Origin of the sequence: Shinella granuli (assembly GCF_004341885.1) — a bacterium.
GTDB lineage: Bacteria > Pseudomonadota > Alphaproteobacteria > Rhizobiales > Rhizobiaceae > Shinella > Shinella granuli.
Window position 1 is genome coordinate 406,733 of record NZ_SLVX01000003.1, and the last position, 24,815, is coordinate 431,547.

The 24,815-nt window shown below is 67.0% G+C and carries 25 protein-coding genes; 6 read left to right on the forward strand and 19 right to left on the reverse strand.

The features are described from left to right. Positions 1-3: 3 nt before the first annotated feature. From EV665_RS08070 to EV665_RS08085, 4 genes are read right to left on the reverse strand one after another with little or no spacing between them, the layout of a single operon-like run. Positions 4-303, reverse strand: a complete 300-nt coding sequence (locus EV665_RS08070; protein WP_133033694.1) for a metal-sulfur cluster assembly factor — start codon at positions 301-303, stop codon at positions 4-6. A gap of 4 nt (positions 304-307) precedes the next feature. Further along, complete coding sequence (locus tag EV665_RS08075; protein ID WP_064331386.1) at positions 308-841, reverse strand: DUF2249 domain-containing protein; 534 nt, start codon at positions 839-841, stop codon at positions 308-310. A 3-nt stretch (positions 842-844) separates the two neighbouring features. Then, on the reverse strand, positions 845-2,197 hold the full coding sequence (locus tag EV665_RS08080) for a hypothetical protein (protein WP_133033695.1): 1,353 nt from the start codon (positions 2,195-2,197) through the stop codon (positions 845-847). A 33-nt stretch (positions 2,198-2,230) separates the two neighbouring features. Beyond that, positions 2,231-2,509 carry a DUF2249 domain-containing protein gene (locus tag EV665_RS08085; RefSeq protein ID WP_064331388.1) on the reverse strand — a complete coding sequence of 93 codons (279 nt, stop codon included), beginning with the start codon at positions 2,507-2,509 and terminating at the stop codon, positions 2,231-2,233. A gap of 227 nt (positions 2,510-2,736) precedes the next feature. Here EV665_RS08085 and hemN point away from each other — a divergent pair, with 227 nt between their 5' ends. Then, positions 2,737-4,089, forward strand: coding sequence for an oxygen-independent coproporphyrinogen III oxidase (gene hemN, locus EV665_RS08090; protein WP_133033696.1), 1,353 nt, complete (start codon positions 2,737-2,739; stop codon positions 4,087-4,089). 67 nt (positions 4,090-4,156) lie between these two features. On the opposite strand, the gene EV665_RS08095 is transcribed toward hemN, so the two are convergent. The 6 genes from EV665_RS08095 to EV665_RS08120 all read right to left on the reverse strand — a co-directional run bounded on the left by EV665_RS08095 (position 4,157) and on the right by EV665_RS08120 (position 9,761). Further along, complete coding sequence (locus EV665_RS08095) at positions 4,157-6,055, reverse strand: nitric oxide reductase activation protein NorD (protein ID WP_133033697.1); 1,899 nt, start codon at positions 6,053-6,055, stop codon at positions 4,157-4,159. A 9-nt stretch (positions 6,056-6,064) separates the two neighbouring features. Beyond that, entirely contained in the window at positions 6,065-6,877 is an 813-nt protein-coding gene (locus tag EV665_RS08100; RefSeq protein WP_133033698.1) for a CbbQ/NirQ/NorQ/GpvN family protein, read from the reverse strand. A 65-nt stretch (positions 6,878-6,942) separates the two neighbouring features. After that, complete coding sequence (locus EV665_RS08105) at positions 6,943-8,289, reverse strand: nitric-oxide reductase large subunit (RefSeq protein WP_133033699.1); 1,347 nt, start codon at positions 8,287-8,289, stop codon at positions 6,943-6,945. A 27-nt stretch (positions 8,290-8,316) separates the two neighbouring features. Beyond that, complete coding sequence (locus EV665_RS08110; RefSeq protein ID WP_133033700.1) at positions 8,317-8,769, reverse strand: c-type cytochrome; 453 nt, start codon at positions 8,767-8,769, stop codon at positions 8,317-8,319. A 157-nt stretch (positions 8,770-8,926) separates the two neighbouring features. Beyond that, positions 8,927-9,202, reverse strand: a complete 276-nt coding sequence (locus EV665_RS08115; RefSeq protein WP_064331394.1) for a cytochrome C oxidase subunit IV family protein — start codon at positions 9,200-9,202, stop codon at positions 8,927-8,929. 7 nt (positions 9,203-9,209) lie between these two features. Next, on the reverse strand, positions 9,210-9,761 hold the full coding sequence (locus EV665_RS08120) for a cytochrome c oxidase subunit 3 (RefSeq protein ID WP_133033755.1): 552 nt from the start codon (positions 9,759-9,761) through the stop codon (positions 9,210-9,212). A gap of 109 nt (positions 9,762-9,870) precedes the next feature. Here EV665_RS08120 and EV665_RS32270 point away from each other — a divergent pair, with 109 nt between their 5' ends. Both EV665_RS32270 and EV665_RS08125 read left to right on the forward strand, forming a co-directional pair. Beyond that, positions 9,871-10,026, forward strand: a complete 156-nt coding sequence (locus EV665_RS32270; protein ID WP_023514989.1) for a hypothetical protein — start codon at positions 9,871-9,873, stop codon at positions 10,024-10,026. Between the two features lie 9 nt (positions 10,027-10,035). Further along, the gene (locus EV665_RS08125) at positions 10,036-10,497 is read left to right on the forward strand and encodes a hemerythrin domain-containing protein (RefSeq protein WP_133033701.1); all 462 of its coding nucleotides are present in this window, start codon (positions 10,036-10,038) and stop codon (positions 10,495-10,497) included. Between the two features lie 6 nt (positions 10,498-10,503). Here EV665_RS08125 and ubiV read toward each other — a convergent pair whose 3' ends face one another. The 3 genes from ubiV to ubiT are packed head-to-tail and all read right to left on the reverse strand — an operon-like array spanning position 10,504 to position 12,923. Continuing rightward, the gene (gene ubiV, locus EV665_RS08130) at positions 10,504-11,439 is read right to left on the reverse strand and encodes a ubiquinone anaerobic biosynthesis protein UbiV (RefSeq protein WP_133033702.1); all 936 of its coding nucleotides are present in this window, start codon (positions 11,437-11,439) and stop codon (positions 10,504-10,506) included. Between the two features lie 9 nt (positions 11,440-11,448). Further along, a complete protein-coding gene (gene ubiU / locus EV665_RS08135) occupies positions 11,449-12,426 on the reverse strand; it encodes a ubiquinone anaerobic biosynthesis protein UbiU (protein ID WP_133033703.1) in 978 nt (325 codons plus the stop codon). Beyond that, entirely contained in the window at positions 12,417-12,923 is a 507-nt protein-coding gene (ubiT, locus tag EV665_RS08140; RefSeq protein WP_133033704.1) for a ubiquinone anaerobic biosynthesis accessory factor UbiT, read from the reverse strand. Before ubiT ends, ubiU begins: the two co-directional genes overlap by 10 nt. A 104-nt stretch (positions 12,924-13,027) precedes the next feature. Between ubiT and EV665_RS08145 the strand changes: the two genes are divergently transcribed. Then, complete coding sequence (locus tag EV665_RS08145; protein WP_133033705.1) at positions 13,028-14,539, forward strand: UbiD family decarboxylase; 1,512 nt, start codon at positions 13,028-13,030, stop codon at positions 14,537-14,539. After that, positions 14,536-15,114, forward strand: coding sequence for a UbiX family flavin prenyltransferase (locus tag EV665_RS08150; RefSeq protein ID WP_133033706.1), 579 nt, complete (start codon positions 14,536-14,538; stop codon positions 15,112-15,114). Before EV665_RS08145 ends, EV665_RS08150 begins: the two co-directional genes overlap by 4 nt. A 53-nt stretch (positions 15,115-15,167) precedes the next feature. On the opposite strand, the gene putA is transcribed toward EV665_RS08150, so the two are convergent. Continuing rightward, on the reverse strand, positions 15,168-18,854 hold the full coding sequence (gene putA, locus EV665_RS08155; protein ID WP_162853004.1) for a trifunctional transcriptional regulator/proline dehydrogenase/L-glutamate gamma-semialdehyde dehydrogenase: 3,687 nt from the start codon (positions 18,852-18,854) through the stop codon (positions 15,168-15,170). Between the two features lie 176 nt (positions 18,855-19,030). Between putA and EV665_RS08160 the strand changes: the two genes are divergently transcribed. Continuing rightward, on the forward strand, positions 19,031-19,504 hold the full coding sequence (locus EV665_RS08160) for an Lrp/AsnC family transcriptional regulator (RefSeq protein WP_133033708.1): 474 nt from the start codon (positions 19,031-19,033) through the stop codon (positions 19,502-19,504). Between the two features lie 6 nt (positions 19,505-19,510). On the opposite strand, the gene EV665_RS08165 is transcribed toward EV665_RS08160, so the two are convergent. The 5 genes from EV665_RS08165 to EV665_RS08185 are packed head-to-tail and all read right to left on the reverse strand — an operon-like array spanning position 19,511 to position 24,736. Then, on the reverse strand, positions 19,511-20,260 hold the full coding sequence (locus EV665_RS08165; protein ID WP_064331403.1) for an ABC transporter ATP-binding protein: 750 nt from the start codon (positions 20,258-20,260) through the stop codon (positions 19,511-19,513). After that, entirely contained in the window at positions 20,257-21,090 is an 834-nt protein-coding gene (locus EV665_RS08170) for an ABC transporter ATP-binding protein (RefSeq protein ID WP_133033709.1), read from the reverse strand. The genes EV665_RS08165 and EV665_RS08170 overlap by 4 nt, the downstream gene beginning before the upstream one ends. Then, positions 21,087-22,004 (reverse strand): nickel transporter permease, encoded by a 918-nt coding sequence (gene nikC / locus EV665_RS08175; protein WP_133033710.1) that lies wholly within the window; start codon positions 22,002-22,004, stop codon positions 21,087-21,089. The genes EV665_RS08170 and nikC overlap by 4 nt, the downstream gene beginning before the upstream one ends. Continuing rightward, a complete protein-coding gene (locus EV665_RS08180) occupies positions 22,001-23,047 on the reverse strand; it encodes an ABC transporter permease (RefSeq protein WP_064331406.1) in 1,047 nt (348 codons plus the stop codon). Before EV665_RS08180 ends, nikC begins: the two co-directional genes overlap by 4 nt. A gap of 39 nt (positions 23,048-23,086) precedes the next feature. Further along, positions 23,087-24,736, reverse strand: a complete 1,650-nt coding sequence (locus tag EV665_RS08185; protein WP_133033711.1) for an ABC transporter substrate-binding protein — start codon at positions 24,734-24,736, stop codon at positions 23,087-23,089. Positions 24,737-24,815: the final 79 nt, after the last annotated feature.

Here is a 24,815-nt window from a genome sequence, read left to right on the forward strand (position 1 = left end):
TGCCTAGCCTTCCGCCGCCATCATCTCCGGCGTCCAGGGCGGCTCGTAGGTCAGCCGCACCTCGGCATATTCGACGCCCGGCACGTACCAGACACAATTGGCCACCGCATCCTTGAGGTAAGCGCTCGCCGGGCAGCCCCGCGTCGTCGTCGTCATGGCGATGCGCGCGATGCCGCCCTCCTCCACCGCGATCTCGTAGATCAGGCCGAGATCGACGATGTTGCGGCCGATTTCCGGGTCGATGATCATGCGCAGGGCATTGCGGATGGCCTCGGTCAGTGCAGCCTTCTCGTCCTCGTCCATCGGATCACGCCTTCGCCCGGCCGGCCCGCACCAGGATGCGATAGGCCGAACCCGTCTCGTCGAAATTGCCGGCCCACTGGTGGCCGCGCTTCGTCAATTCGGGGAACAGGAACAGTGGCTCGCGGGACAGGAGCGCGAAGAGGACCTCGCCCGGCTCCAGCGTCTCGGCCGCCGCAAGGATGCGGACCATCGGCTCGGGCGGATCGAGGTCGCTGAGGTCGAGATGAAGCGAGGGATCCGGCCAGGTCTCCGGGCGGTCCGCATTGTCGGAGGTCTCGACCGGCGCGGCCGCCTGCTGCGGCGTGAAGAGGACCTCCCAATCACCGCCCTCGATCTCATGGGCCTCATGGTCGAAGCCGCGGCTCGCCATGACGCGGAACAGCGGCTGGGGACGGAAGGTGGCGAAGAGCCGGAGCCCCTGCCCGGGGCCGAGCGACTGCACCGCCTCCATGATCGCCTGGAACGGCTCGCCGCCGCTTTCCAAGATCGGCCGCACGTCGAGGGTCTTGGGGGCGATGGCGTTTGAGACGTCGGACATCGGTTATCTCCTTGAAACAAATGTAGGCAGGAAGAGATGGGGGCGCACCGTGCCGACCGGCGCCCGCAGCGCTTTCGGCACGATGCAAAGCCGGCGCGCGCGGATGAATTCTCCTATCAACCCCAGCGTCGCGGCCAGTTGCACGAGGACCGCCGCGCGAAAAACGCCGGAAGCCTCCGCGAAAAGCGCGAGCGTGGCCGCCGCCACCGCGCCGTAGTAGAACCAGAACAGGACGCGACCACGCCCTTCATCGACCAGATCCTGCACGCGCGGCACCGGCGCGCGGCCGAGCACCGGCCCATAGGCCTCCAACCATGTCAGGAAGGCGACGATCTTGTAAAGCTGGGCAAGCCCCAGCCCCGTCAGCCAGCCGAAGACGAAAAGGTAGACGACCGCCGCAAGCCCCTCGCCCGCCCGGATGCCGGGCAGGTTGAGCAGGGCAACGGACAGCACAAGTGCGCCAAAGGCGGCGAACGTCGCCCGGATGTTCAGTTCCGCCTGCTTGCGCTTGCGCGCCCGGTAGAGATGCACGACGTCGCCGCCGTAGAGCAGCGCCGCGGCAAGCGTCAGAAGGAGGGCGGCGGCAAACAGCGCCGTCACGCCGGAGGCAGCGAGAAGGACGACCGGAATGCAGGCGGCGACAAGCCCGATGGCAAGGCTTGCCGCCCACCAGACGATGCGGCTCGTCGGCCGCTCCGTCTCGGGCGCCAGCAGGAACATGGCGAGCAGCCGGTAGCTGACGCCGACCGCGGTGACGCTCAGCCAGCCGCCAAGGCCCAGCGCCGCATGCAAATCCACGCCGTCGGTGACGAGCCGGACAAGCAACAGGCTGTCGCTGGTGCCGGAAAGGGCAAGCGTGAAAGCGAAACCGGCAAGGGCCGCGCCGACGAGCGCCGACAGCCCGACGGCGACGAAGCGCGCCGGCAGCGGCAGGGGCCGCGCCGCAAGAAGCGTGGCGGCAAGGATGGCGGCGAGGAGGACGAAACCGGCCAGCAGCAATCCGCCCCCCACCGGCAGGAGCGCGAGCGGCAGGTCGATGGCGCCGGACAGCGCCACGAAGCCCCCGACCAGCACGCAGAGCCCGGCAACGATCAGAAGCAAGGCAGGCGCCGCAAACCGCCCGCCGACCAGCGGGCGGGCGATCAGCACCGGCACGAACTGCAGGAGCGCCCCCGCCATCAGGAGGCTCAGCCACCCGATCGCGAGGACATGGACGAGCACCAGGGTTTCCGGCGCGCTGACGGCGACGGCCGGATAGCCGTAGCCCGCCAGCATCAGGCCCTGACCTGCGACGAGCATCAGACAGGCCAGGGCGAAATAGGACATGGTCCAGCGGGAGAGCGTCGCGCCCTGCATAAGGTTTCCCCTTCGCCGTGTGCCGTCTGCTGCCTAGTGGTCCGAGCCGCAGCAGCAATCGCAGCCGCGGTCCTCGATCCGGTCGATTTCGACGCGCCAGACCTCCGGTCCCTGTTCGAGATAGTCCCAGCCGAACTGGCCCGGGAAATTCGTCTCCAACTGATAGTGCAGCGGCCGCGGGTCGTGGTCGCTGGTGATCAGCATCGATTTACCGGGAAGCAGCGCGCCGAGCATGCCGAAGATGCGCGGATGACGCTCGCGCGGGGCAATGGTGCGGACATCGATGGAAGGCTTGGCCTGGTCGTCTGACATGGTTTTCTGTTCCGTCCCGGCCGCTCCGATCCCGTTCCGGAAGGCACGGCCCGACCGACCGGAACCAGCCGACGCTAACCCCGCGACCTGCCCGCCACTTTGACGTTGCGCAAACAATTCCGGAAATGCGCGGCCGCGACGTCCCGCTGCTTGGCTTTTCGCAAAGAAGCACTCCGGCCCGGCCCCTAGGCTCCTCCCATTCATCCACCCGGACAAAGGAATGCGCCATGCAACAGGCCCTGATCGAAAAATACGGCGAGGCACGGCTGCCGCGGTATACGAGCTATCCGACGGCGCCGGGCTTTTCGCCGACCGTCGGCACCGGCACCTATGGCGACTGGCTTGCCGCCATCCGGCCCGGCACCGATGCCTCGCTCTACCTGCACATCCCCTTCTGCCGCTCCATGTGCTGGTACTGCGGCTGTCACACGACGATCACCCAGCGCGACGAGCCGATCCTCGACTATATCGACATGCTCCGAAAAGAGATCGACCTCGTCTCCAGGACGGTCGGCGGCCGGCCGACCATCCGCCATGTGCATTTCGGCGGCGGCACGCCCACCATCATGCAGCCGGAGGAGTTCCGCGACCTGATCGGCCTCTTGCGCGCCCGCTTCGCCTTTGCCGGCGGCGCGGAGATCGCCGTCGAGATCGACCCGCGCACCCTCTCCGCCGAGATGGCGACGGCGCTCGGCGCGGCAGGCGTCACGCGCGCGAGCCTCGGCGTACAGAGCTTCGACCCCGTCGTGCAGAAGGCGATCAACCGCATCCAGAGCGAGGCGCAGACGGCCGAGGCCGCCGCGCGGCTGCGCAAGGCCGGGGTCAGCGGCATCAATTTCGACCTCATCTACGGCCTGCCGCACCAGACGGTCGCCTCCTGCATCGCGACCGCGCAGGCGGCGATCCGCATGCGGCCGGAACGTTTCGCCGTCTTCGGCTATGCCCACATCCCGTCCTTCAAGAAGCACCAGCGGCTGATCGACGAGCGCGCGCTGCCCGACGCGGCCCTTCGCAGCGCGCAGGCCGAGGCGATCGCCGAAACGCTTGGCGGCGCCGGCTATGTGCGCATCGGCCTCGATCACTATGCCCTGCCGGAAGACAGCCTCGCCCTCGCCGCCAAGCGCGGCCGGCTGCGCCGCAACTTCCAGGGCTATACGACGGATGCCTGCACCACGCTGATCGGCTTCGGCGCCTCGTCGATCGGCCGCACGGCGGAAGGCTACGTGCAGAACGAGGTGCCGCCCGGCCTCTATGCCCAGCGCATCGCCTCCGGCCGCCTCGCCACCGCCAAGGGCTACCGGCTGACGGCGGAGGACCGGCTGCGCGCCGAGATCATCGAGCGCCTGATGTGCGATTTCCGCGTCGACGTGACGGGCATCGCCGCGCGGCACGGCTTCGATGCGGCCCCGCTTCTCGACGGCAATGCCAAGCTGGCGGCGCTTGCGGAGGATGGCGCGATCGACATCCGCGGCGGCACCGTCACGGTGCGGCAGGACCACCGCTTCATCATCCGCGCGGTCGCCGCCGCCTTCGACGCCTATATCGACCGGTCGGCCCGCACGCACAGCAAGGCGGCCTGAAACCCAAACGAAAAAAGGGCCCGGCATGGTGCGGCATGCCGGGCCCTTCCTCGCAGATCTTGCGCCTCTATCCGACAAGACCGCGATAGATCGCCGGCAGCGCCGCAGGCAGCCGAGCGATATTGCTGACGATGGCATAGCCGTTGCGGCCGAAGATGGCCGGCACATAGACCTGCGCCTCCCGGTCGACCGTCACCCCGAACACGCTGACACCGGTGCGCCGCGACTCGTTCACCGCCCGACGGCTGTCCTCCAGCGCGAAGCGGCCCTCATAGTGGTCGACGTCGTTCGGCTTGCCGTCGGTGAGCAGCAGGAGGAGCTTTCGCCGGTTCGGCTGCTCGCGCAGCTTCGCCGCCGCATGGCGGATCGCCGGGCCGATGCGGGTGTAGAAACCCGGCTTCAGCGCCGCGATGCGCGCTTCCACGGCATGGTTCATCGTCTCGCCGAAATCCTTGACCGTCTCGACCCGCACCCAGGAGCGCCGCCGCGAGGTGAAGGTGAGGATCGAGTGGCTGTCGCCGCAGGCGGCAAGACCGTGCGCCAGCACCAGCAGCGCCTCCTTCTCCACGTCGAGCACCCGGCGGTTGTCGAACCAGGCGTCCGTCGAAAGCGACACGTCGACGAGGATGGTGACGGCAAGGTCATGCGCCTGCGGCCGGCTCATCAGGTGGATGCGGTCGCTGCCCTGCCCGCCGGCGGCAAGGTCGCTGCGGGCGCGCACCACGGCATCGAGGTCCAGCTCCGCCCCGTCGAGCTGCGCGCGCAGCATTTCATGGCGCGGCCGCAGCACCTCGAACTGCCGGCGTACGCGGCGGATCAGGCTCTTCGTGTCGGCATCGGCCTCGGGCACGGCAGCCATGTCCGGTGCGGGAGAAGCAAGCACCCGGCAATGGTCGGGCAGGTAGGTGCCGGTACGGAAATCCCATTCGGGATAGGTGTGCTCGCCGGTCAGCCGCGTGCGGTCGAGCGCTTCCGGCGGCAGGTCGAGATCGAAATGGAAGCGGGCGGACGGGCGGCCCTTGCGCTCGCCGAGCGTCATGTCGTCCAGTTCGTCGGCGGCGCTCGAATCGTGGTCGTCGCTGTCGTCGCCGGGGCGGTCGACATTGACCATCTCCGCCATGGCGAGGATCTTCTCGAAGCGGTTGAGGATGAAGGGGCTGCGCTCGTTCTTGCGGTTCTCGGCCTTCTCGCGCAGCGCGACATGGCGGCCGGTCTCCGGGGTCTCGGGCGTGCCGCCCGTTGCAGGCTGGTCCTCTTCGCCGCGCCCCTCGCCCTCCTCGCGCAGGAGCGCATCCGGCCATAGCGGCACAGGCAGCATCGGCAGGTATCCGGCCGGCGCCCGGTGCGGGAAGATGACCGGCAGCGCATCGTCCGCAAGGCCGGCGCCCTTCCTCAGGAGGCTGAGGATGCGGTTCTCCACATGCCGCTCGACGGAGGGAAGCGGCCGGCTGCGGCGCGCCGAAAGCGTGGCGGCCGAAAGCCGCCGGTAGCGCCGCGCAAGCCCCGGAAAGGCCGAAAGCACCGCCTTCACCGTCGCCTCCGCCCGCTGGAGGATGGCAAGGTCGCGCTGCAGAGGATCGCTCTCGACAACCGGATCGAGCGGCATCACCGCCATCGTCGCCGCGAGCCAGACATAAAGGTCCCGGTTGAGGCCGCGATCGGCGAAGAGGTCGATCGCGCCGGGCAGCATCAGCGTCGCATGGTCGCGGCCGGGCTGCACCAGCTTCTCCTCGCCGAGCCCCATGCGCTGGCGTAGCCTCAGGCGATGCGCCGAGGTGCGCCCGCGGGCGGGCGCGATCTGCACCGCGCCTTCGCCGCCGAAGCCGCGGAAGCAGACGGCGAGCACCGGCCGGACATCCTCCAGCCGCACGGCATGCTCCGGATGACGCGGCCAGGTGCCGGTATTGCCAACGAGCCGGTGCCAGGCCCGGCCGACCGTTTCCTCAAGCTCCAGGAAATCCAGCATGGCGGTTCCTCAGCGGATCATCGCGTCGGCGATTTCGAGAAGGGCGGCCCGGACATCCGGCTCGTCGGTCAGCGGCTCGATCATCGCCGCCCGCACCGCCTCGCGCATGGTCATGCCGCTGTCGATGAGGCAGGCGCAGTAGACGAGGAGGCGGGTGGAGACCCCCTCTTCCAGGTCGTGCCCCTTGAGCGCCCTCAACCGATGTGCCAGCGCGACGAGCGGCGCGACCTGCGCTTCGTCCAGCCCGCTTTCCGCGGCGACGACGGCGATTTCCTGGGGCTTCGGCAGGAAGTCGAACTCGATGGCGACGAAGCGCTGGCGGGTGGAGGGCTTCAGCGCCTTCAGGAGGTTCTGGTAGCCGGGATTGTAGGAGACGACGAGCATGAAGCCGGGCGGCGCTTCCAGCACCTCGCCGGTGCGCTCCAGCGGCAGGATGCGCCGGTCGTCGGTGAGCGGATGCAGCACGACGGCGACGTCCTTGCGCGCCTCGACGATCTCGTCGAGATAACACACGCCGCCCTGGCGCACCGCGCGGGTCAGGGGACCGTCTACCCAGACTGTATCACCGCCCTTCAGGAGGTAACGGCCGGTGAGGTCGGCGGCCGAAAGATCGTCATGGCAGGAGACGGTGGAGAGCGGCAGGCCGAGCCTTGCCGCCATGTGGCTGACGAAACGGGTCTTGCCGCAGCCGGTCGGCCCCTTCAGGAGCAGCGGAAGCTGGCGCGTCCAGGCCGTCTCGAACAGGGCGCATTCGTTGCCGGAGGGGCTGTAGGCCGGGATATCCGGAACGGGACGGGGCGTATCCTTGAGGAGGACGTTCATTCTGATCTCCAAGAAACTGTCGAAAGAAGGTGCCGGCCCCGCGGGATGACGGGGCCGGCCAGCGCTCACTCGGCCGGCTGGACCATCCGGGTGAGGCTGTCGCTGCGCTCCCGACCGGGCACGAGCACCGCCCAGATGAACATCAGCGCCGAAACGAGCACGACGGCGCCCGAGCCGAGGCGGACCCAGTAGAACAGCGCGAGCTGGTCCTGGACGTCCATGAAGCCTTCGCCGAGCACACGCTGCAGGTGGACCTGCACGACGCCGGCGAAGGTGAGCGCGAAGGTCATGACAGACATGGCCGTGCACATGATCCAGAAGCTGGCGATGGAAAGCCACTGGTTGAACGGCGCGCGGCCGCGGATTTCCGGGATCGCATAGGCCATCATGGCAAGGTTCAGCATCACATAGGCGCCGAAGAAGGCGAGGTGCCCATGCGCGGCGGTGACCTGCGTGCCGTGGGTGTAGTAGTTCACCGACGACAGCGTGTGCAGGAAGCCCCAGACGCCCGCGCCGAAGAAGGCCATGACCGAGCAGCCGATCGACCAGAGGAGAGCCGCCTTGTTTGGGTGGTTGCGGCCGGCCTTCCAGGTCATGACGAAGGTGAAGATGACCATGGTGAAGAAGGGCGCCACTTCCAGCGTCGAGAACAGCGAGCCGATCCACTGCCAGTAGCCCGGCGCGCCGATCCAGTAATAATGGTGGCCGGTGCCGAGGATGCCCGAGAAGAGCGCGAGGCCGACGATGACATAGAGCCACTTCTCCACGACCTCGCGGTCGATGCCGTTGAGCTTGATCATCAGGAAGGCGAGCACGGAAGCCATGATCAGCTCCCAGACACCTTCGACCCACAGGTGGATGACATACCACCAGTACATCTTGTCGAGCGCCAGGTTGACCGGGTTGTAGAAGGCGAAGAGGAAGAAGAGCGCGAGCCCCCACAGGCCGAAGAGCAGGATGTTGATAACCGTGGTCTTGCGACCCTTCAGCGCCGTCATGGTGATGTTGAAGAGGAACATCAGGACGACGACGACGATGCCGACCTTGGCGATGAAGGTCTGTTCCAAAAATTCGCGGCCCTCATGGATGCGGAACATGTAGCCGACCACCGTCAGGCCTGCCGCCACGAAGAACATCCAGAACTGCAGGACGGCGAGCTTCGGGCTGTAGAGCTCCGTCTCGGTCTCCTCCGGGATCATGTAGTAGGTGGCGCCCATGAAGCCCATGAGCAGCCAGACGACGAGCGCATTGGTGTGGATCATGCGCACGATGTTGAAGGGCAGCAGCTCGGAGAGCACATTCGGCAGCACGTAGATCGTGCCGGCGAGGACGCCGAAAGCCACCTGGGCGAGGAACAGGCCGAGCGCGCCGTAGAAATACAGCATGGCGACCTTTTGCGTTTGATATTTCATCTCTTGTCTCCTGAACGCGCGTGTCGGTCAGCCGGCATCGTTCGGCGGCCAGTTCTGGGTGTTGATCTTGCTCGTCCATTCAAGAAAGTCGGCGAGATCGTTGAGTTCCTGTTCGGTGAGGTGGAACTGCGGCATCTGCCGCCGGCCCTCCGCCCCGCTCGGCTGCGCCGCCATCCAGGCCTTGAAGGCCTCGCGTGCGCCTTCCGGATCGTCGGCACCGCCGTAGCGCTTCCACACATTGCCGAGCTCGGGCGCGAAATAGGCGCCTTCGCCGAGCAGCGTGTGGCAGTTGATACAGGCGTTCTTCTCCCAGACATGCTTGCCGCGCGCGACGTTGTCGGTCAGCGTCGTCTCGTCGGTGGCGGTCGTGCGCATGTAATAATGGGAATGGGCGGTCAGCCCGACGAAGATCGTGAAGAAGAAGATGGACCCGCCATAGAAGACGTTGCGGGCCCCGGTCTTGGTAAGGCGCTCTGCCATCCCATGGTCCTTTCCCTTGCCGGAAACTCCATGGCTCCGGCGAAAAACCCCCGCCGACTTTCTGCCGGCGATCCCCTCGCCGGCATTGCGGGACGTCCTTGTTCTAGCGGGAGGGAAAAAGCCTTCTTTGCGCATTGGCAAAGAGCGGGGCGGTTCGTCAGCCGATGAGCGCGCCGAGGACCGAGCGGGCGAGCGCCAGCGACAGGAGCAGCGCCGGCCAGGCAAGCAGGGCCGGCCGCAGCGCGCTGCGGCTCGCGCGCAACTCCATGAAATCGAGGATGACGAAACGGCCCTTGGCATAGGCCATGATCAGCACCGCGGTGATGGGCACCAGGAGCCCGCCGCTGAGCCCGCCGACGAGGGCGCCGCCGACGGCGAGCGTCAGCAGCATGGCGAGGGTGGCGATGAACTGTTCGCGGGCCTGTCGGGTCATGGCGGTCTCAGGTGAGGTAGACGATCGGGAACATCACGAGCCAGACGAGGTCGATCGCATGCCAGAGCGTCGCGATCATCACGACATTGCTCCGCGACGGGCGCCAGGCGACGAGAAAGAGGATGGCCGCGCCGAAGACGACGTGCAGCAGGTGGAAGCCGGTGACGAGGAAATAGAGTTCGGCAAGCGTGCCCGCCCCGCCGATGCCGGAGCGGACCTCCATCCCATATTCGGCGAGTTTCACCGCCGCAAAGGCAAGGCCGAGAAGGCCCGCAAGGACGAGGGAGCGGCGAACGCCCGAAAGATCCGCCCCGCGGCGAACCGCCAGCGCCGCCTGCCAGCCGCTGAGGACGAGAAGGACCGTGTTGAGCGCGGCAAGGCCGGGATGGAGGTGCGCGCGCAGGAAGGACGCATTGGCGACGTCCACCAGCGTCATCACCATGAAGGCGACGAGCAGCGCGCCGAAGGCTGCAAGTTCGCTCCACACCAGGATCCAGAGAAGAAGGCAATCGCCCTCCCCGCTCTCCGCCTTCGCAACCGCCGTGCGCATATCGTCCATCGTCGCCATGGCCCAGCCCTAGCGCAGGAAGCCGCGGGCTTCTTTGCGCCGGCGCAAAGAGCGGCAATGCCGGACGCGGCATGATGGCGGCAACGGAAAGGACCTTCCCATGACGGATGCACAGTTCGGTCTCCTCATCGCCGCTCCGGTCATCGCCGGCTTCGCCCTGATGCTCTACCGCATGGGCGTGCTGCAGGGCGCGGGAACGCTGTCCGCCGTCAGCGCCTCTGTTGTCATCGCCGCCGTGCTCTTCTTCGGCCAGTAGGAGGCGGCGATGGACGACGCGAGCCTCAACGCCGCCGATATCGACCGGCTGGAAACGCTTCACCAGGCCCTGCTCGATCTCTGCCTGCATCTCGAAGAGATCGCAGGCGAACCGGGCACCGCCGGTGAGCTGCGTGCGCTCGCCGACGCCATTCCGCCCGCCCTCAGGGCCGTGCACGAGCTGGAGGAGCGCCTGCTCTTCCCGGATTTCGACCGGCATGCCGGCTCCTGCTTCGCCGCCCTGGCGATCGAGCGCCTGAAGGCGGAGCACCGCTGCGACCGGCTCGCCGCCGAGGAGCTCTCGCTGACGCTGAAGGCCGTCGCCGACGGTCGCTGCGGGCTTTCGCCCGAGACGGTGTCGCGCATGATAGGCGGCTTCCAGGAAAGCCTGCGCCGCCATGTCTTTTCCGAACAGATGATCCTGGAGACGCTCATCGCCGCCAAGGCGGAGGCGCGCGACGTCTTCGCCTGACCGCCCTCAGTCCCGTCCCATCGCCGCGTTTCGCCCGCGCGACACCCAGGCCGCGCCCTCCTGCCGGTGCAGGAAACCGTTCGAGAAGCGCACGCCGGGATAGACCTTCGCCAGGTCCGCGATCGCCTCCTCGCCATCGATCCTGCCGTCGAGCACCCTGCGGTAGAGGCTTGCCACCTTCACCATGTCGCAATCCTGCGGCGAGAGCCGCACGCGCGACAGGCCCGCTTCGACGAGCGGTGCAAGGTCATCGACGAGCACGACGCAACTGTTCGACATCGTCTGCACGCCGTTCAGCACGAGGAAGGACTGGCGGTCGAGCGTACGCAGCGGCAGGCCATCGGGCTCCTCGCCGCAGACGAACTGGCAATTGTCCTTCGTCAGCCCCTTGGAACGCGCATGGGCGCAGCGCGCAGAAATGGCGAGCGGCATGCGGCCGAAGGCGAAGACTTCGAAGGAGAAATCCGGCATGGCCTCCAGCATCTGCCGGATGGAGCCAGCCGGCAGCTCCGGCGGCAGACAGATGTTCTCGGCACCGCGGGCGGCAAGCGTGCGGGCCGTCGCCGCATTGTAGACATTGACCAGCGGGCCGATCGAATGCGGACGGCCCTTGAGGAGGCCGAGCGCGGAGAGGTCGTTCGCCTCCACCGGATGCAGGCTGTCGGCGATCAGGTCACGCACATGCCGGCTTTCGCGCGGCAGCGTGACCATGGCGAGCGTGGAGAGCGTCACGCGCTTGCCCGCCGCCTCCAGCCGCTCGACGACCTCGGCGACATGCGGCTCGCTGAAATGCTGGCGCTTGGAACAGACCGTTTCCCCGAGCGTGACATGCTCGACCGCCGCCTCGTCGGCAATGCGGAAGTAGAAGTCCCGCCATTTCGGCCCATCCCAGAGGAAGTAGACCGGGCCGAGGCTCAGCGCCGGTTTGCCTGTCGTCGCCATCACCGTCTCCTATCGCCAGCGTTTGTCATAGGCGCCCGTCGTCGTGCGCTGGCCCTCGCTCATCGCGCGGAGCCGGGCGACGAGTGCCGCGCGCTCGCCGGGCGAGGCACCAAGCGCCTTCTTGAGCGACGACACCACCTCGGCGACATAGGCCTTGCCGCGCTGGCGCCCCTCGATCTTCAGCGCCGAGACGCCGGCCGCGCGCAGCGCGTCGATCTCGTCGATGACGTCGAGCGAGACGGGGTCCTCGAAGGCGTAGCCCTCGACGTCGCCGATCTCGAAGCGCCCCTTGCAGAGCGTCGGATAGCCGGAGGCCTCGCCGGGGCCGAAGCGGTTGATCGTGTAGGCGCCGAGCTCGGAGACAAGGTCCGCACCGTCCTGCCGGTAGCGGACATGGCTCGCCGGCGAGCAGACGCCGTTCATGTTGGGCGACTTGCCCGTTGCATAGGAGGAAAGCGAGCAGCGCCCCTCCGCCATGACGCAGAGCCCGCCGAAGGCGAAGACCTCGACCTCGCAGTCGATCTGCCGCGTCAGCCGGGCGATATCCTGCACGGTCAGAACGCGGGGCAGCACGACGCGCTTTGCCCCGAAGGCTTCGACGAGGAAACGGATCGCCTCCGGGTTCGAGGCGGAGGCCTGGACGGAGACGTGCAGCCGCTGCTGCGGATACTTTTCAGCGACATAGGCCATCAGGCCGAAATCGGCGAGGATCAGCGCATCGGCACCCATCGCCACCGCATCGTCGGCGGCCGAATACCAGAGCGCCTCGTCGCCCGCCCGCATGAAGGTGTTGAGCGCGACGAAGGTCTGCACCTTCTTGCGACGGGCAAGCGCGATCGACTGGCGCAGCTCCTCGCGACTGAAATTGAGGCCCGGGAAGTTGCGGGCATTGGTCTCGTCGCGAAAGCCGCAATAGACGGCATCGGCACCGGCCTCCACCGCCTCGCGGAAGGCGGCGGGCGTGCCGGCGGGGCAGATCAGTTCCATGTCGCGTCCCTTCCTTCGAGCGCCTTGCCGCGGATATAGCGCGCCGTGCCGGCGACGAGCGGCGAGAACGGCCCGGCCAGCGCGCCGAGTTCGCGCGGCAGGTCGATGGCGCTGTCGTCGAGCGCGTTGCGCAGCGCCAGCATCGCCTCCATGTCGCCGGTGACCGAAAGGTCGCGCGAGAAGAACAGCGCATCCGCATCGCAGCGCCCTTCGAGCAGGCCGAGAAGCAGCACCAGCGGCCCCTCAATGCGCGCATCGACGAGCGGCGGAGCGCCGCGCGAGACGGCGAGCGTCTTCATGGCCGGCACGACGGTGAAATGCAGCGGCAGATCGACGGGCGAGAAGCCGTAACAGGTCTCACGATAGGCGCCGAGCCGTTCGAAGAGATCGGGATGGGCCTTCAGCACGCCGGAAAACAGGTGGCGCGCCACCCGTTCCACCAGCCAGAGAGGCGCAAGATCGACCGGTTTGACGAGAAGAGGCGGAAGCGATGGCATGCGGGACTTTCCAGAAACGAACGTCTGGACCCTAGGCAGCGTCGGGCGCCAAGAGTTTGCGCCAGCACAAAGACCGTGACGTTTTTCCCCGGCAAGGGAGCGTCATGAAAGCCGATGCCCCCGTTCCGCGCCGTTTCGACGGCCTTCAGGATTTCGTCGCCCTCCTGGAGCGGCGGGCGCGGCTGACGCGCATTTGCGAGCCGGTCTCGCTCGTCCACGAGGTGACGGAAATCCATCGCCGCGTGCTGGCCGAGGGCGGGCCGGCGCTGCTCTTCGAACGGCCGGTGGATGCCGCGGGCCGCATTCAGCCCATCCCGCTTCTTGCCAATCTCTTCGGCACGCGCGAGCGCATCGAATGGGGCTTGGGCCTTGAGGCCGGCGGCCTGCCGCACCTTGCCGCCTTCCTCGCGGACCTGCGCGATCCGCAGCCGCCACGCTCCCTGCGCGATGCCTGGCAGAAGCTGCCCCACCTGAAGGCCGCCCTGTCGATGAACCCGCGCACGGTCCGCCGCGCCCCTTGCCAGGCGATCGTCTGGCAGGGCGAGGAGGCCGATCTCGACCGCCTGCCGATCCAGACCTGCTGGCCGGGTGAGCCCGCCCCGCTCGTCACCTGGCCGCTCGTCATCACCCAGGCGCCGGACAACCCTGCGGACATCAATGTCGGCATCTACCGCATGCAGAAGCTCGGCAAGGACCGGCTCATCATGCGCTGGCTCGCCCATCGCGGCGGGGCGCGCCACCATCGCCTCTGGCAGGCGTCCGGGCGCGACATGCCTGTCGCGGTCGTCATCGGTGCCGATCCCACGACGATCCTTGCCGCCGTCATGCCGCTGCCCGACGGCTTGAGCGAACTCGGCTTTGCCGGTGTGCTGAACGGCCGGCGACAGGAGACGGCCTGTGGCCTCACCGTGCCGCTGCCCATCCCCGCCAGTGCGGAAATCGTGCTGGAAGGCACGGTCTCGGCCAGCGAGACGACGGACGAAGGCCCCTATGGCGACCATACCGGCTATTACAATGCCGTCGAGCCCTTCCCGGTCATGACGCTCTCGGCGATCACCCTGCGGAAGAACCCGCTCTACCTCTCCACCTATACCGGCCGGCCGCCGGACGAGCCGTCGAGGCTGGGCGAGGCGATGAACGAACTCTTCGTGCCGCTGGTGAAGCGCCAGTTCCCGGAGATCCTTGACCTCTGGCTGCCGCCCGAGGCCTGCTCCTACCGTGCCATGGTGGTTTCCATCGACAAGCGCTATCCCGGCCAGGCACGGCGGGTGATGATGGGCCTGTGGTCCATGCTGCCGCAGTTCAGCTACACCAAGCTGATCATCGCCGTCGACGGCGACATCGACGTGAAAAGCTGGCCGGACGTGATCTGGGCGCTCTCCACCCGCTTCGATGCCGGCCGCGACCTGATGCTCGTGGAAAACACGCCGATCGACTATCTCGACTTCGCGTCCCCGAAATCCGGCCTCGGCGGCAAGCTCGGGCTGGATGCGACGCGGAAGATCGGCACGGAGAGCGAGCGGGAATGGGGCCGGGTCCTCGCCATGACGCCCGACGTGGTCGCCAGGGTGGACGGCCTGTGGGCATCCCTAGGCCTTCCGGAGCCGTTCGCATGAAGACCGAACGGGTGGTCGTCGGCATCACGGGCGCTTCCGGCGCGGCACTGGCCGTGCGTATCGTCGAGCGGCTGGCCACGCTCGGCGGCGTCGAAACCCATCTCGTGGTCTCCGATGCCGCGCGCCGCACGCTGGACCTCGAATGCGGCACGGACGCGCTGGAACGCCTGTTGCCGCTCGTCCATCGCCATCATCCGACAGGCGATATCGGCGCATCGATCGCCAGCGGCTCGTTTCCCGTCCGCGGCATGATTGTCGCCCCCTGCTCCATGCAGACGCTTTCGGCCGTCGCTACCGGCCGTACCGACACGCTGATCGGTCGCGCCGCCGATGTACAACTGAAGGAGCGCCGCCGGCTCGTCCTTCTGGCGCGCGAGACACCGCTGCATCTCGGCCATCTGCGCAACATGTGCGCCGTGACGGAGATGGGCGCGATCGTCATGCCCCCGGTGCCGGCCTTCTACCATCGCCCGCAATCCGTGGCCGACATCGTCGACCACCTCGCCGCCCGCGCCATTGATCTCCTGGCAATGCCGCACCCGTCCCTTGCGAAGCCCTGGGAGGGTGCCGGATAGTCGGAAAACGAAACCGGGCCGCTCGAAGGAGCGGCCCGGTTTTTTATCATGCCTTAGCCGATGCTCATCAGGCTGGCATTGCCGCCGGCGGCCGCCGTGTTGATGGAGGTCGAGACCTCTTCGAGCAGCCAGTTGAGGCAATAGGCATCCGCACCCGCCCGGATTTCCGCCGTGGTGGCGGCCTGCGTCAGGACGAGCGGACCGGGCAGCGCGGCGATGTGGCGGGCGGCCTCGACCACCCTGTCCCCGTCCCCTTCGACGAGCGCACCCGCATAGGGACCATCCGCCGCCCAGTCGGACGACCAGGAGATCAGCGCCGCAAGGCTCGCCGGAAGGCCGGCAAGGGCAGGCTGGAGACCGGAGGCGGCGTCGATCACCGCCCTGTTGCCCGTGGCGAATACCGCGCCGAGCTGGGCGAGCAACCCCTCCTCCGTCGCCGGCGCGAGGAGGATCCGGCCGCGCGGATGGAGCGCATAGAGGTTCTTCTCGCCGACCGGGCCGGGAAGCTCGAGGTCCAGCCCGAGCGCCGAATTGCTGCCGAGATCGCGGACCTGATCGGAAAGCTCGGCCTTACCCTTACCGCGCAACCACTGGGCGAAATCGAGCACCGCCGGCTGGATATGCACGGAGCTGTGCTGCGGGGGAACCGGCGGAACCTGCACGAGGCGACCGATATAGAGCGGGCCGCCCGCCTTGGGCCCGGTGCCCGAAAGCCCCCGGCCGCCGAACGGCTGCACGCCGACGATGGCGCCGATGATGTTGCGGTTGACGTAGATATTGCCCGCCTTCACGCGGCTGGTGACATGGGCGATCGTCTCGTCGAGGCGCGTATGCAGGCCGAAGGTCAGGCCATAGCCCGTCGCATTGATATCGTCGATCAGGCGGTCGACATCCTCGCGCTTGTAGCGGATGACATGCAGGACCGGGCCGAACACTTCACGCTCCAGATCGGCAAGCGACTGCAGCTCGATGATGGTGGGCGAAACGAAGGTGCCGCGATCAGCTTCCGCGGGCAGCGCCACCTGCTCGATCTTGCGGCCACGCGCGCGCATCTTCTCGATATGCGCCTCGATCGTCTGCTTGGCCTCCGCGGTGATGACCGGGCCGGTATCCACACTCAGCTTGTCGGTGCGGCCGATCGTGAGTTCGGCGAGCGCCCCTTTCAGCATGGTGAGCGTACGGTCAGCGACGTCCTCCTGCAGGCACAGCACGCGCAGCGCCGAGCAGCGCTGGCCGGCGCTGTCGAAGGCCGAGGCGATGACATCGAACACCACCTGTTCGGCAAGCGCCGAGGAATCGACGATCATCGCATTCTGCCCGCCGGTCTCGGCGATCAGCGGGATCGGCTTGCCGGCGGGCGAGAGGCGGCCGGAGAGTTCCTTCTGGATGAGGCGGGCGACTTCCGTAGAACCGGTGAACATGACGCCCGCCGTTTCCGGCGCACCGACAAGGGCAGCGCCGACGCGGCCATCGCCGGGCAGCAGTTGCAGCGCGCCCGAGGGAATGCCGGCCTCATGCAGGATCCGCACCGCCTCGGCGGCGATCAGCGGCGTTTCCTCGGCCGGCTTTGCCAGCACCGGGTTGCCGGCGACGAGCGCGGCCGCGATCTGGCCGGTGAAGATCGCCAGCGGGAAGTTCCACGGGCTGATGCAGACGATCGGGCCGAGCGGCGCATGGCCGGCACCGAGCGTACGCCGCGCCTGTTCGGCATAATAGCGCAGGAAGTCGATCGCCTCGCGCACCTCGGCAATGGCATTGGCGGCGGATTTGCCCGCCTCGCGGATGGCAAGGCCGATCAGCGTCGCGATCCCCGCCTGCATCAGGTCGGCGGCACGATCGAGCCGGTCGCCCCGCTCGCGCGGCGGCACGGTAGCCCAGGCCGGGGCCGCTTCGAGCGCCAGCCTGGCGGCCTTCGCCACGCCCGCATCCGTCGTCTCGACGACGGTGCCGACCAAGTCCCTGTGATCGGCCGGATTGAGCACCGGCCGCCGCTCGCCCTCGCTGGAACCGTCGGCGATGACAGGCGCGGCCTGCCATTCGACAGCCGCGGTCTTCGCAAGGTCCTGCGCCAGCTTCGCCAGCACCGCCTCATTGGAAAGGTCGAGACCGGCGGAGTTCAGGCGGCCCTTGCCGTAGAGTTCCGCGGGAAGCGCGATCTTGTCATGCTTGCCGCCCGGCACCGGCATGGCGCGCACGACGGCAGCCGGATCGGCAATGAGCTCGTCGACCGAGACGGCGGGATCGGCGATGCGGTTGACGAAGGAGGAGTTCGCGCCGTTTTCCAGCAGGCGGCGGACGAGATAGGCCAGCAGTGTCTCGTGCGTGCCGACCGGCGCATAGATGCGGCACGGGCGGTTCAGCTTCTCCTCGCCGACGACCTCGTCGTAGAGCGGTTCGCCCATGCCGTGCAGGCACTGGAACTCGTAGTCGCCGACGCGGAAATCCGGGCCTGCGAGCTGGTAGATCGTGGCGAGCGACTGAGCATTGTGCGTGGCGAACTGCGGGAAGACCACATCCTTCGCCGCCAACAGTTTCCGGGCGCAGGCTATGTAGGAGACGTCCGTGTGGATCTTGCGCGTGAAGACGGGGAACTCCTCCAGCCCGTCGAGCTGCGCGCGCTTGATCTCGGCATCCCAATAGGCGCCCTTGACGAGGCGCACCATGATGCGCCGGTTGGCGCGGCGGGCGAGATCGATGATGAAATCGAGCACGAAGGGGCAGCGCTTGCCATAGGCCTGCACCACGAAGCCGACGCCGTCCCAGCCCGCAAGGGCCGGATCGTGGCAAAGCTCTTCCAGAAGGTCGAGCGAGAGTTCCAGCCGGTCGGCCTCCTCCGCATCGATGTTGAGGCCAATATTGTAGGACTTCGCGATGGCGGCCAGCGCCTTCACTTTGGGTAGCAGCTCGCCCATCACCCGTTCGGCCTGGGCGCGCACGTAGCGCGGATGCAGCGCCGAGAGCTTGATCGAGATGCCGGGACCTTCATAGATGCCGCGGCCGGCCGAGGCCTTGCCGATGGCGTGGATGGCGTTCTCGTAATCGCGATAGTAGCGCTCCGCGTCCGCGGCCGTCGTCGCCGCCTCGCCGAGCATGTCGTAGGAATAGCGGAAGCCCTTGCGCTCCAGGGCGCGCGAATTGCGCAGCGCCTCGTCGATGGTCTCGCCGGTGACGAACTGCTCGCCCATCATGCGCATGGCCATGTCGACGCCGCGGCGGATGACCGGCTCGCCGCAACGAGCGATGAGGCGCGTGAGGGCAGCGGAAAGGCCGCGGTCGTTGACGGTGGAGGTCAGCTTGCCCGTGACCACGAGGCCCCAGGTGGCGGCATTGACGAAGAGCGAGCGGCCGCCCCCCATATGCGACTTCCAGTCGCCTTCCGAGATCTTGTCGCGGATCAGCGCGTCGCGCGTGGCGTTGTCGGGAATGCGCAGCAGCGCCTCGGCAAGGCACATCAGCGCGACGCCCTCCTGGCTGGAGAGCGAATATTCGTGCACCAGTCCCTCGACGCCCGAGCCCTTGTGCTTGGCACGCAGCGCGACGATCAGCGTGCGCGCGGTCTCGCGGATGCGCGCGGCGACATCGGCCGGCAGGGCGGCCTTTTCGAGCAGCGGCCGGACCGCGTCCTCTTCCGGCGTGCGGTAGGCGGCGGTGATGCGCTGGCGCAGCTCGCCCTGCGGCCGGATCGGCGGCGCGAAGTCAGCGAAAGCGGAGATTTGTTGTTCGTTTGCAGACTGGACCATTTCCATCACCATCTCGGGTTCGGCCACTGGATGCGAGGAGAGGATACACCGCTTGCCGATGCATTCCAGCCTCATGGCGCTGGCGCGGAACATAGTCGATTGCCGTGCGACTTTCTCACCATTATATGCGTATAGACAGGAGCTATCTCCATATATTGGCGCTTTAGGTGAGACAAATGTCCAAGATAAAGCCATTTCCTGGCGAAATCGACGCAATCGACCGCAAGATCCTCGACCTTCTCGTTGAAAATGCTCGGATTTCCATTACCGAAATGTCCGAAATCGTCGGGCTTTCGAAGACGCCCTGCACGCTGCGCCTGCAGCGCCTGATCAATGACGGTTATATCGACGGCTTCCGCGCCGTGCTCAACCCGAAGAAGCTCGGGCTCGACCATGTCGCCTTCGCCGAGGTGAAGCTTTCGGACACCAAGGAAGCGGCGCTCAACGCCTTCAACAGCGCGGTGCGCAAGATCAAGGAGGTCGAGGAGTGCCACATGATCGCCGGCCGCTTCGACTACCTGATCAAGATCCGCACCGCCGATATCCGCCGCTACCGGGAGGTGCTGGGCGAGAAGATCTCGAGCCTGCCGAATGTCGCCAGCACCTCGACCTCCGTCGCCATGGAATCCATCAAGGAAGGCGGGCGCTGAACCCGGTCAACCATTGCGGCGGAAGCCTTCGCTGGCCGTGAGCAGGCTGCGCGTATAGTCCTGCGTCACCCGGTGCGCCGCAAGGTCCGCGGAGGCGAGCTGTTCCACTGCCTGGCCGTGCTGCATGACCATCAGCCGGTCGCACATATGGGTGACGACGGCAAGGTCGTGGCTGACCATGACGAAAGTGAGCTTGCGCGCCGCGCGCACCTGTTCGAGCAGGTTCAGCACCTCGGCCTGCACCGAGGCATCGAGCGCGGAGGTCGGCTCGTCGAGCAGCAGGATGGAGGGTTCGAGGATCAGCGCCCGGGCGATCGCCACGCGCTGGCGCTGGCCGCCGGAGAGCTGGTGCGAATAGCGGAAGCGGAAGCTCGCGCCGAGCCCCACCTCATCCAGCGCCCGCACGATACGGCTTTCCGAATTGTCGAAGCCGTGGATGGCGAGCGGTTCCAGCAGCAGCCGGTCGACCGTCTGGCGCGGGTGCAGCGATCCATAGGGATCCTGGAACACCATCTGCACCTGTCGATAGAAGGCCTTGTCGCGCTTGTCGCCGAGCGGCTTGCCGTCAACCGTGATCGTGCCGTCGGAAACCGGCGCGAGCCCGGCGACCGCCCGCAGCAGCGTCGACTTGCCGGAGCCGGATTCCCCGACCAGCCCGAAGGATTCGCCAGGCGCCACCGTGAGGCTGACATCCTGGAGGGCGACGAAATCGTCGAAGACGACGCTGAGGCCGTCGATGGCAAGAGCGGCGGTCATAGCGCCCACTCCGGCCTGCGGTCGAGAACCGGCAGGGGATGCCGGTCGACGCCGATCTTCGGCATGCAGTTGAGCAGGCCTCGCGTATAGGGATGCTCGGCCTCGGAAAGCCGGGAGGCCGGCAGCTCCTCGACGATGCGCCCGGCATACATGACGATGACCCGGTCGCAGAAGGACGACACGAGCCGGAGGTCGTGCGAGATGAAGATCAGCCCCATGCCGCGATCGGCGACCAGCCGGTGAAGGATGCCGAGCACGTCGAGCTGCACGGTCACGTCGAGTGCCGAGGTCGGCTCGTCGGCGATCAGCAGCTCCGGGCCGGCCACCAGCATCATGGCGATCATGGCGCGCTGGCCCATGCCGCCCGAGACCTCGTGCGGATAGAGGCCGAAGACGCGCTCGGGATCGCGGATCTGCACGGCGGCCAGCATGTCGAGCGCCCGCCTGCGCGCCTCCGCCCTGCCGACCGGCTCATGCGTGCGCAACGTCTCGATGATCTGGCGGCCGATGCTCATGACCGGGTTGAGCGAATATTTCGGGTCCTGCAGGATCATGGCGATGCGCTTGCCGCGCAACGCCCGCCGCTCGGCCTTCGACGCCCGGGTGAGGTCGATGCCGTTGAACTCCAGCTTCTCCGCCGAGATGCGGCCATGCTCCGGCGTCAGGCCCATGATGGCGCGGCCGGTCTGCGACTTGCCCGAGCCGCTCTCGCCGACAATGCCCAGCCGCTCGCGGCCGAGCGTGAAGGAAACGCCGCGCACCGCCTCCACCACGCCGGTGCGGGTGGGGAAGGAGACGCGCAGGTCCTTGACGTCGAGGAGCGTACTCATTGGCTGCTCCCGCGCGGGTCCAGCGCATCGCGCAGGCCGTCGCCCAGCAGGTTGAAGCCGAGGCTGACGATGAGGATGGCGAAACCCGGCATGGCGGCCACCCACCACTGGTCGAGGATGAAGCGGCGGCCAGAGGCGATCATCGCGCCCCATTCCGGCAGCGGCGGCTGCGCGCCGAGGCCGAGGAAGCCGAGGCCGGCGGCCGTGAGGATGATGCCCGCCATGTCGAGCGTCACGCGCACGATGAGCGAGGAGATGCAGAGCGGCATGATATGGCGCAGCACGATGCGCCAGGGCGAGGCGCCCATCAGCCGCACGGCCGAGATATAATCGGAATTGCGCACCGTCAGCGTCTCGGCGCGGGCAATGCGCGCATAGGGCGGCCAGGAGGTGATGGCGATGGCGATGATGGCATTGCCGATGCCGGGCCCGAGCGCCGCGACGAAGGCGAGCGCCAGCACCAGCTTGGGAAAGGCGAGGAAGATGTCTGTGATGCGCATCAGCACCGCATCCACCCAGCCGCCGGCATAACCGGCGACCGTGCCGACCAGAAGGCCGAGCGGCGCGGCGATGATGGCGACCAGCACCACGACCTGGAGCGTCAGGCGCGAGCCATAGATGAGGCGCGAGAGGATGTCGCGGCCCTGGTCGTCCGTGCCGAGCCAATGGGCAGCGTCCGGCGGCAGCAGGCGGGATTTGGCGAGATCGCCGACATAGGGCGAGTACGGCGCCAGCAGCGGCGCGAAGATCGCGAGCACGATCAGCCCGAGGATGATCAGCATGCCGATGACGGCGAGCCGGTTGGCGGCAAACCGCCCCCAGGTGACATAGGCACGGCCGAGCCGGGCCTGCAGGCGCGATTGCGGCCGGTCGGTCAGAAGCCATTCGCGGCGGGTCATGGCGGTCTCGTTCATCGTGTCCTCGTCCGCGGGTCGAGCATGCGGTAGAGCACGTCGGAAAGTAGATTGATGGCGATGAAGACGGAACCGATGACGATGGTGCCGCCGAGAACCGCGTTCATGTCGGCATTCTGCAGCGAATTGGTGATGTAGAGGCCGAGGCCCGGCCAGGCAAAGACGGTCTCCGTCAGCACCGAGCCTTCCAGCAGGCCGGCATAGGAGAGCGCGATCACCGTGACGAGCGGAACGGCGGCATTGCGCAGCGCATGGCCCCAGATGATGCGGGTTTCCGACAAGCCCTTGGCGCGCGCCGCGACGATATATTCCTGGCTGAGCTCGTTCAGCATGAAGGACCGCGTCATGCGGCTGATATAGGCGAGCGAGAAATAGCCGAGCAGCGAGCCCGGCAGCACGATATGCGAGACGATGTCGCGAAAAGCCGCCCAGTCACGATTGAGGATCGCGTCGAGCAGGAAAAAGCCGGTGATCGGCGTGAAGGTGTATTCGAACACCACGTCCATGCGGCCGGGGCCGGACGTCCAGCCGAGACGGGCATAGAACACGAGGAGGGCGAGGAGGCCGAGCCAGAAGATCGGCACCGAATAGCCGACGAGGCCGACGATGCGCACGATCTGGTCGGCAAGGCTGCCGCGCCGGACGGCCGCGAGCACGCCGAGCGGAATGCCGAAGGCGGCGCCGATGACCGTGCCGACGGTGGCAAGCTCCATGGTCGCCGGGAAGACACGGCGGATATCGGTCATCACCGGATTGGTGGTGAGCACCGAGGTGCCGAAGTCCCCCTGCAGCACGCCTTTCACATAGAGGAAGAACTGCTGGTAATAGGGCAGGTTGAAGCCCATTTCCTGCCGCACGCGCTCGACGACATGGGACGGCGCCCGGTCGCCGACGATCGCCAGCACCGGGTCGATCGGCACGACGCGGCCGATGAAGAAGGTCACGGCGAGAAGACCGAGATAGGTGGTGGCGACGACCACGACGAAGCCGGCGATCGATTTGAGGGTCGCGAAGGCGCGCCTGTTGGCGCGCCTTGCCGGCATCCGTCTTTCAGCAGTGCTCAAGGGACCGGTCCTTCAGACTTAGTCCTTGGTCACGGGCGCGAGGAAGTTCGTATCGAAGTTCGGCCCGAGCTTGTAGTTCTTGACGTTGCCGCGCATGCCGGCCACTTCGGTCTGCTGGAAGATCATGACAAAGGGGCTCGTGTCCAGCGCCTGCTGCTGCAGCTTCTCGTACATCTCGGCGCGCTTGTCGTTGTCACGCTCCAGAAGCGCCGCTTTCACCTCTTCCGTCAGCTCTGGGATGTCCCAGGCGTTGCGCCAGGCCAGGGTCTTGACCGAGGCCTCGTCGCCATTGTCGGGGTTCGATGTGAAGGCTTCCGCGTTCGAGTTCGGATCCCAGTAGTCCATGCCCCACTGGCCGATATACATGTCGTGGTTGCGGGCGCGGTATTTGGTCAGCGTCTGCTTACCATCACCGGGAATGATCTCGACCTTGACGCCGGCCTGGCCGGCGGTCTGCTGGAAGGATTCGGCAATCCCGGTCACGGGCTGCGTGTTGCGCACGTCGAAGGTGACGGAGAAGCCGTCCTTCAGGCCCGCCTTTTCGAGAAGCTCCTTCGCCTTGGCGACGTCGAACGTGTAGGGGCTCGCATCGAGCGCGCCGAGCACGCCCTTGGCCTGGTAGGTCTGGCGGATCTCGCCGATGCCCTTGATCAGCGTGGCGCCGATCGCATCGTAGTCGACGAGATACTTGAACGCCTCGCGCACTTCCGGCTTGGAAAGGTTCTCGTTCTTCTGGTTGAGGCTGATGTAATAGACCGTACCCTTCGGCGCGCTGGTGGTGGCAAGGTCGGCATTCTTGGAAACCGCCTCGAGATCACCCGGCTCGAGATTGCGCGCGACGTCGATGTCGCCGGCCTCGAGCATCAGGCGCTGGGTCGCGCTTTCCTTGACATGGCGGTAGATGACGCGGGTGAGCGCCGGCTTCTCGCCATAATAGTTGTCGTTGCGCTCCATCACGAGGATTTCGTTGGCGCGCCAGTCGCGGATCTTGAACGGACCGGAGCCGGCATAGTTGGTCTTCAACCATGCATAGCCGAAATCCGTGTCGTACTTGTAGTCGTCGCTCGGCGTCCTGGCTTCGGCGTGCTCCATGACGAGCTTCTTGTCGAGCACGGCGCCCACCGTGGCGGTGAGGCAGTTGAGCACGAAGCTCGGCGCATAGGCCTTGTCGACGGTGAAGACGAACGTGCCCTCGTCCACGGCCTTGGCCTTTTCGGTGACATTGTCGCCGTTAAGGCCGAACTGGGTGAGGATGAAGGCCGGGCTCTTGTCGAGCTTGACGACGCGCTCGAAGGACCAGGCGACGTCCTCGGCGGTGACCGGATTGCCGGAGGCGAACTTGATGCCCGGCTTCAGCTTGAACGTATAGGTCAGGCCGTCCTCGGACACCTCCCAGCTCTCGGCGATGCCGCCCTTGACCTTGGTCGTGTCGTCGATATCGAGACGCACCAGCATGTCATAGCCGTTGCCGAGGAATTCGGCGGGGCTCAGCTCGAAGGATTCGGCCGGGTCGAGCGTGATCGTGTCGTCGATCGCCCAGGCCTGCACCAGCGTGTCGGCCGGCGTCTCGGCAAAGGCCGGCGCCATGCCGCCCGAAGCAAGCAACAACGAAAAGGCCACGCCGGCCAGCAGCGGACGAACGCGTACGGTGATGTTTTCCCTGTTCATTCCAGTTCCCCGTTTCACACGATTTTCCCTCGGCACTCCATGCACGCGCGTGCACCCGATGCCATTTTTAAAATTCAAT

Coding starts and splice junctions, on each gene's coding strand:
- EV665_RS08080 (WP_133033695.1), bottom strand. CDS start 2,197: ATGCAGGGCGCGACGCTCTCCCGCTGGACCATGTCCTATTTCGCCCTG.
- EV665_RS08180 (WP_064331406.1), bottom strand. CDS start 23,047: ATGCCGGCAAGGCGCGCCAACAGGCGCGCCTTCGCGACCCTCAAATCG.
- EV665_RS08110 (WP_133033700.1), bottom strand. CDS start 8,769: ATGGCAGAGCGCCTTACCAAGACCGGGGCCCGCAACGTCTTCTATGGC.
- ubiU (WP_133033703.1), bottom strand. CDS start 12,426: ATGGAACTGATCTGCCCCGCCGGCACGCCCGCCGCCTTCCGCGAGGCG.
- EV665_RS08170 (WP_133033709.1), bottom strand. CDS start 21,090: ATGAGTACGCTCCTCGACGTCAAGGACCTGCGCGTCTCCTTCCCCACC.
- hemN (WP_133033696.1), top strand. CDS start 2,737: ATGCAACAGGCCCTGATCGAAAAATACGGCGAGGCACGGCTGCCGCGG.
- EV665_RS08165 (WP_064331403.1), bottom strand. CDS start 20,260: ATGACCGCCGCTCTTGCCATCGACGGCCTCAGCGTCGTCTTCGACGAT.
- nikC (WP_133033710.1), bottom strand. CDS start 22,004: ATGAACGAGACCGCCATGACCCGCCGCGAATGGCTTCTGACCGACCGG.
- EV665_RS08085 (WP_064331388.1), bottom strand. CDS start 2,509: ATGTCAGACGACCAGGCCAAGCCTTCCATCGATGTCCGCACCATTGCC.
- EV665_RS08150 (WP_133033706.1), top strand. CDS start 14,536: ATGAAGACCGAACGGGTGGTCGTCGGCATCACGGGCGCTTCCGGCGCG.
- ubiV (WP_133033702.1), bottom strand. CDS start 11,439: ATGGCGACGACAGGCAAACCGGCGCTGAGCCTCGGCCCGGTCTACTTC.
- EV665_RS08185 (WP_133033711.1), bottom strand. CDS start 24,736: ATGAACAGGGAAAACATCACCGTACGCGTTCGTCCGCTGCTGGCCGGC.
- EV665_RS08070 (WP_133033694.1), bottom strand. CDS start 303: ATGGACGAGGACGAGAAGGCTGCACTGACCGAGGCCATCCGCAATGCC.
- EV665_RS08075 (WP_064331386.1), bottom strand. CDS start 841: ATGTCCGACGTCTCAAACGCCATCGCCCCCAAGACCCTCGACGTGCGG.
- EV665_RS08095 (WP_133033697.1), bottom strand. CDS start 6,055: ATGCTGGATTTCCTGGAGCTTGAGGAAACGGTCGGCCGGGCCTGGCAC.
- EV665_RS32270 (WP_023514989.1), top strand. CDS start 9,871: ATGACGGATGCACAGTTCGGTCTCCTCATCGCCGCTCCGGTCATCGCC.
- EV665_RS08125 (WP_133033701.1), top strand. CDS start 10,036: ATGGACGACGCGAGCCTCAACGCCGCCGATATCGACCGGCTGGAAACG.
- EV665_RS08100 (WP_133033698.1), bottom strand. CDS start 6,877: ATGAACGTCCTCCTCAAGGATACGCCCCGTCCCGTTCCGGATATCCCG.
- ubiT (WP_133033704.1), bottom strand. CDS start 12,923: ATGCCATCGCTTCCGCCTCTTCTCGTCAAACCGGTCGATCTTGCGCCT.
- EV665_RS08115 (WP_064331394.1), bottom strand. CDS start 9,202: ATGACCCGACAGGCCCGCGAACAGTTCATCGCCACCCTCGCCATGCTG.
- EV665_RS08105 (WP_133033699.1), bottom strand. CDS start 8,289: ATGAAATATCAAACGCAAAAGGTCGCCATGCTGTATTTCTACGGCGCG.
- putA (WP_162853004.1), bottom strand. CDS start 18,854: ATGGTCCAGTCTGCAAACGAACAACAAATCTCCGCTTTCGCTGACTTC.
- EV665_RS08160 (WP_133033708.1), top strand. CDS start 19,031: ATGTCCAAGATAAAGCCATTTCCTGGCGAAATCGACGCAATCGACCGC.
- EV665_RS08145 (WP_133033705.1), top strand. CDS start 13,028: ATGAAAGCCGATGCCCCCGTTCCGCGCCGTTTCGACGGCCTTCAGGAT.
- EV665_RS08120 (WP_133033755.1), bottom strand. CDS start 9,761: ATGGACGATATGCGCACGGCGGTTGCGAAGGCGGAGAGCGGGGAGGGC.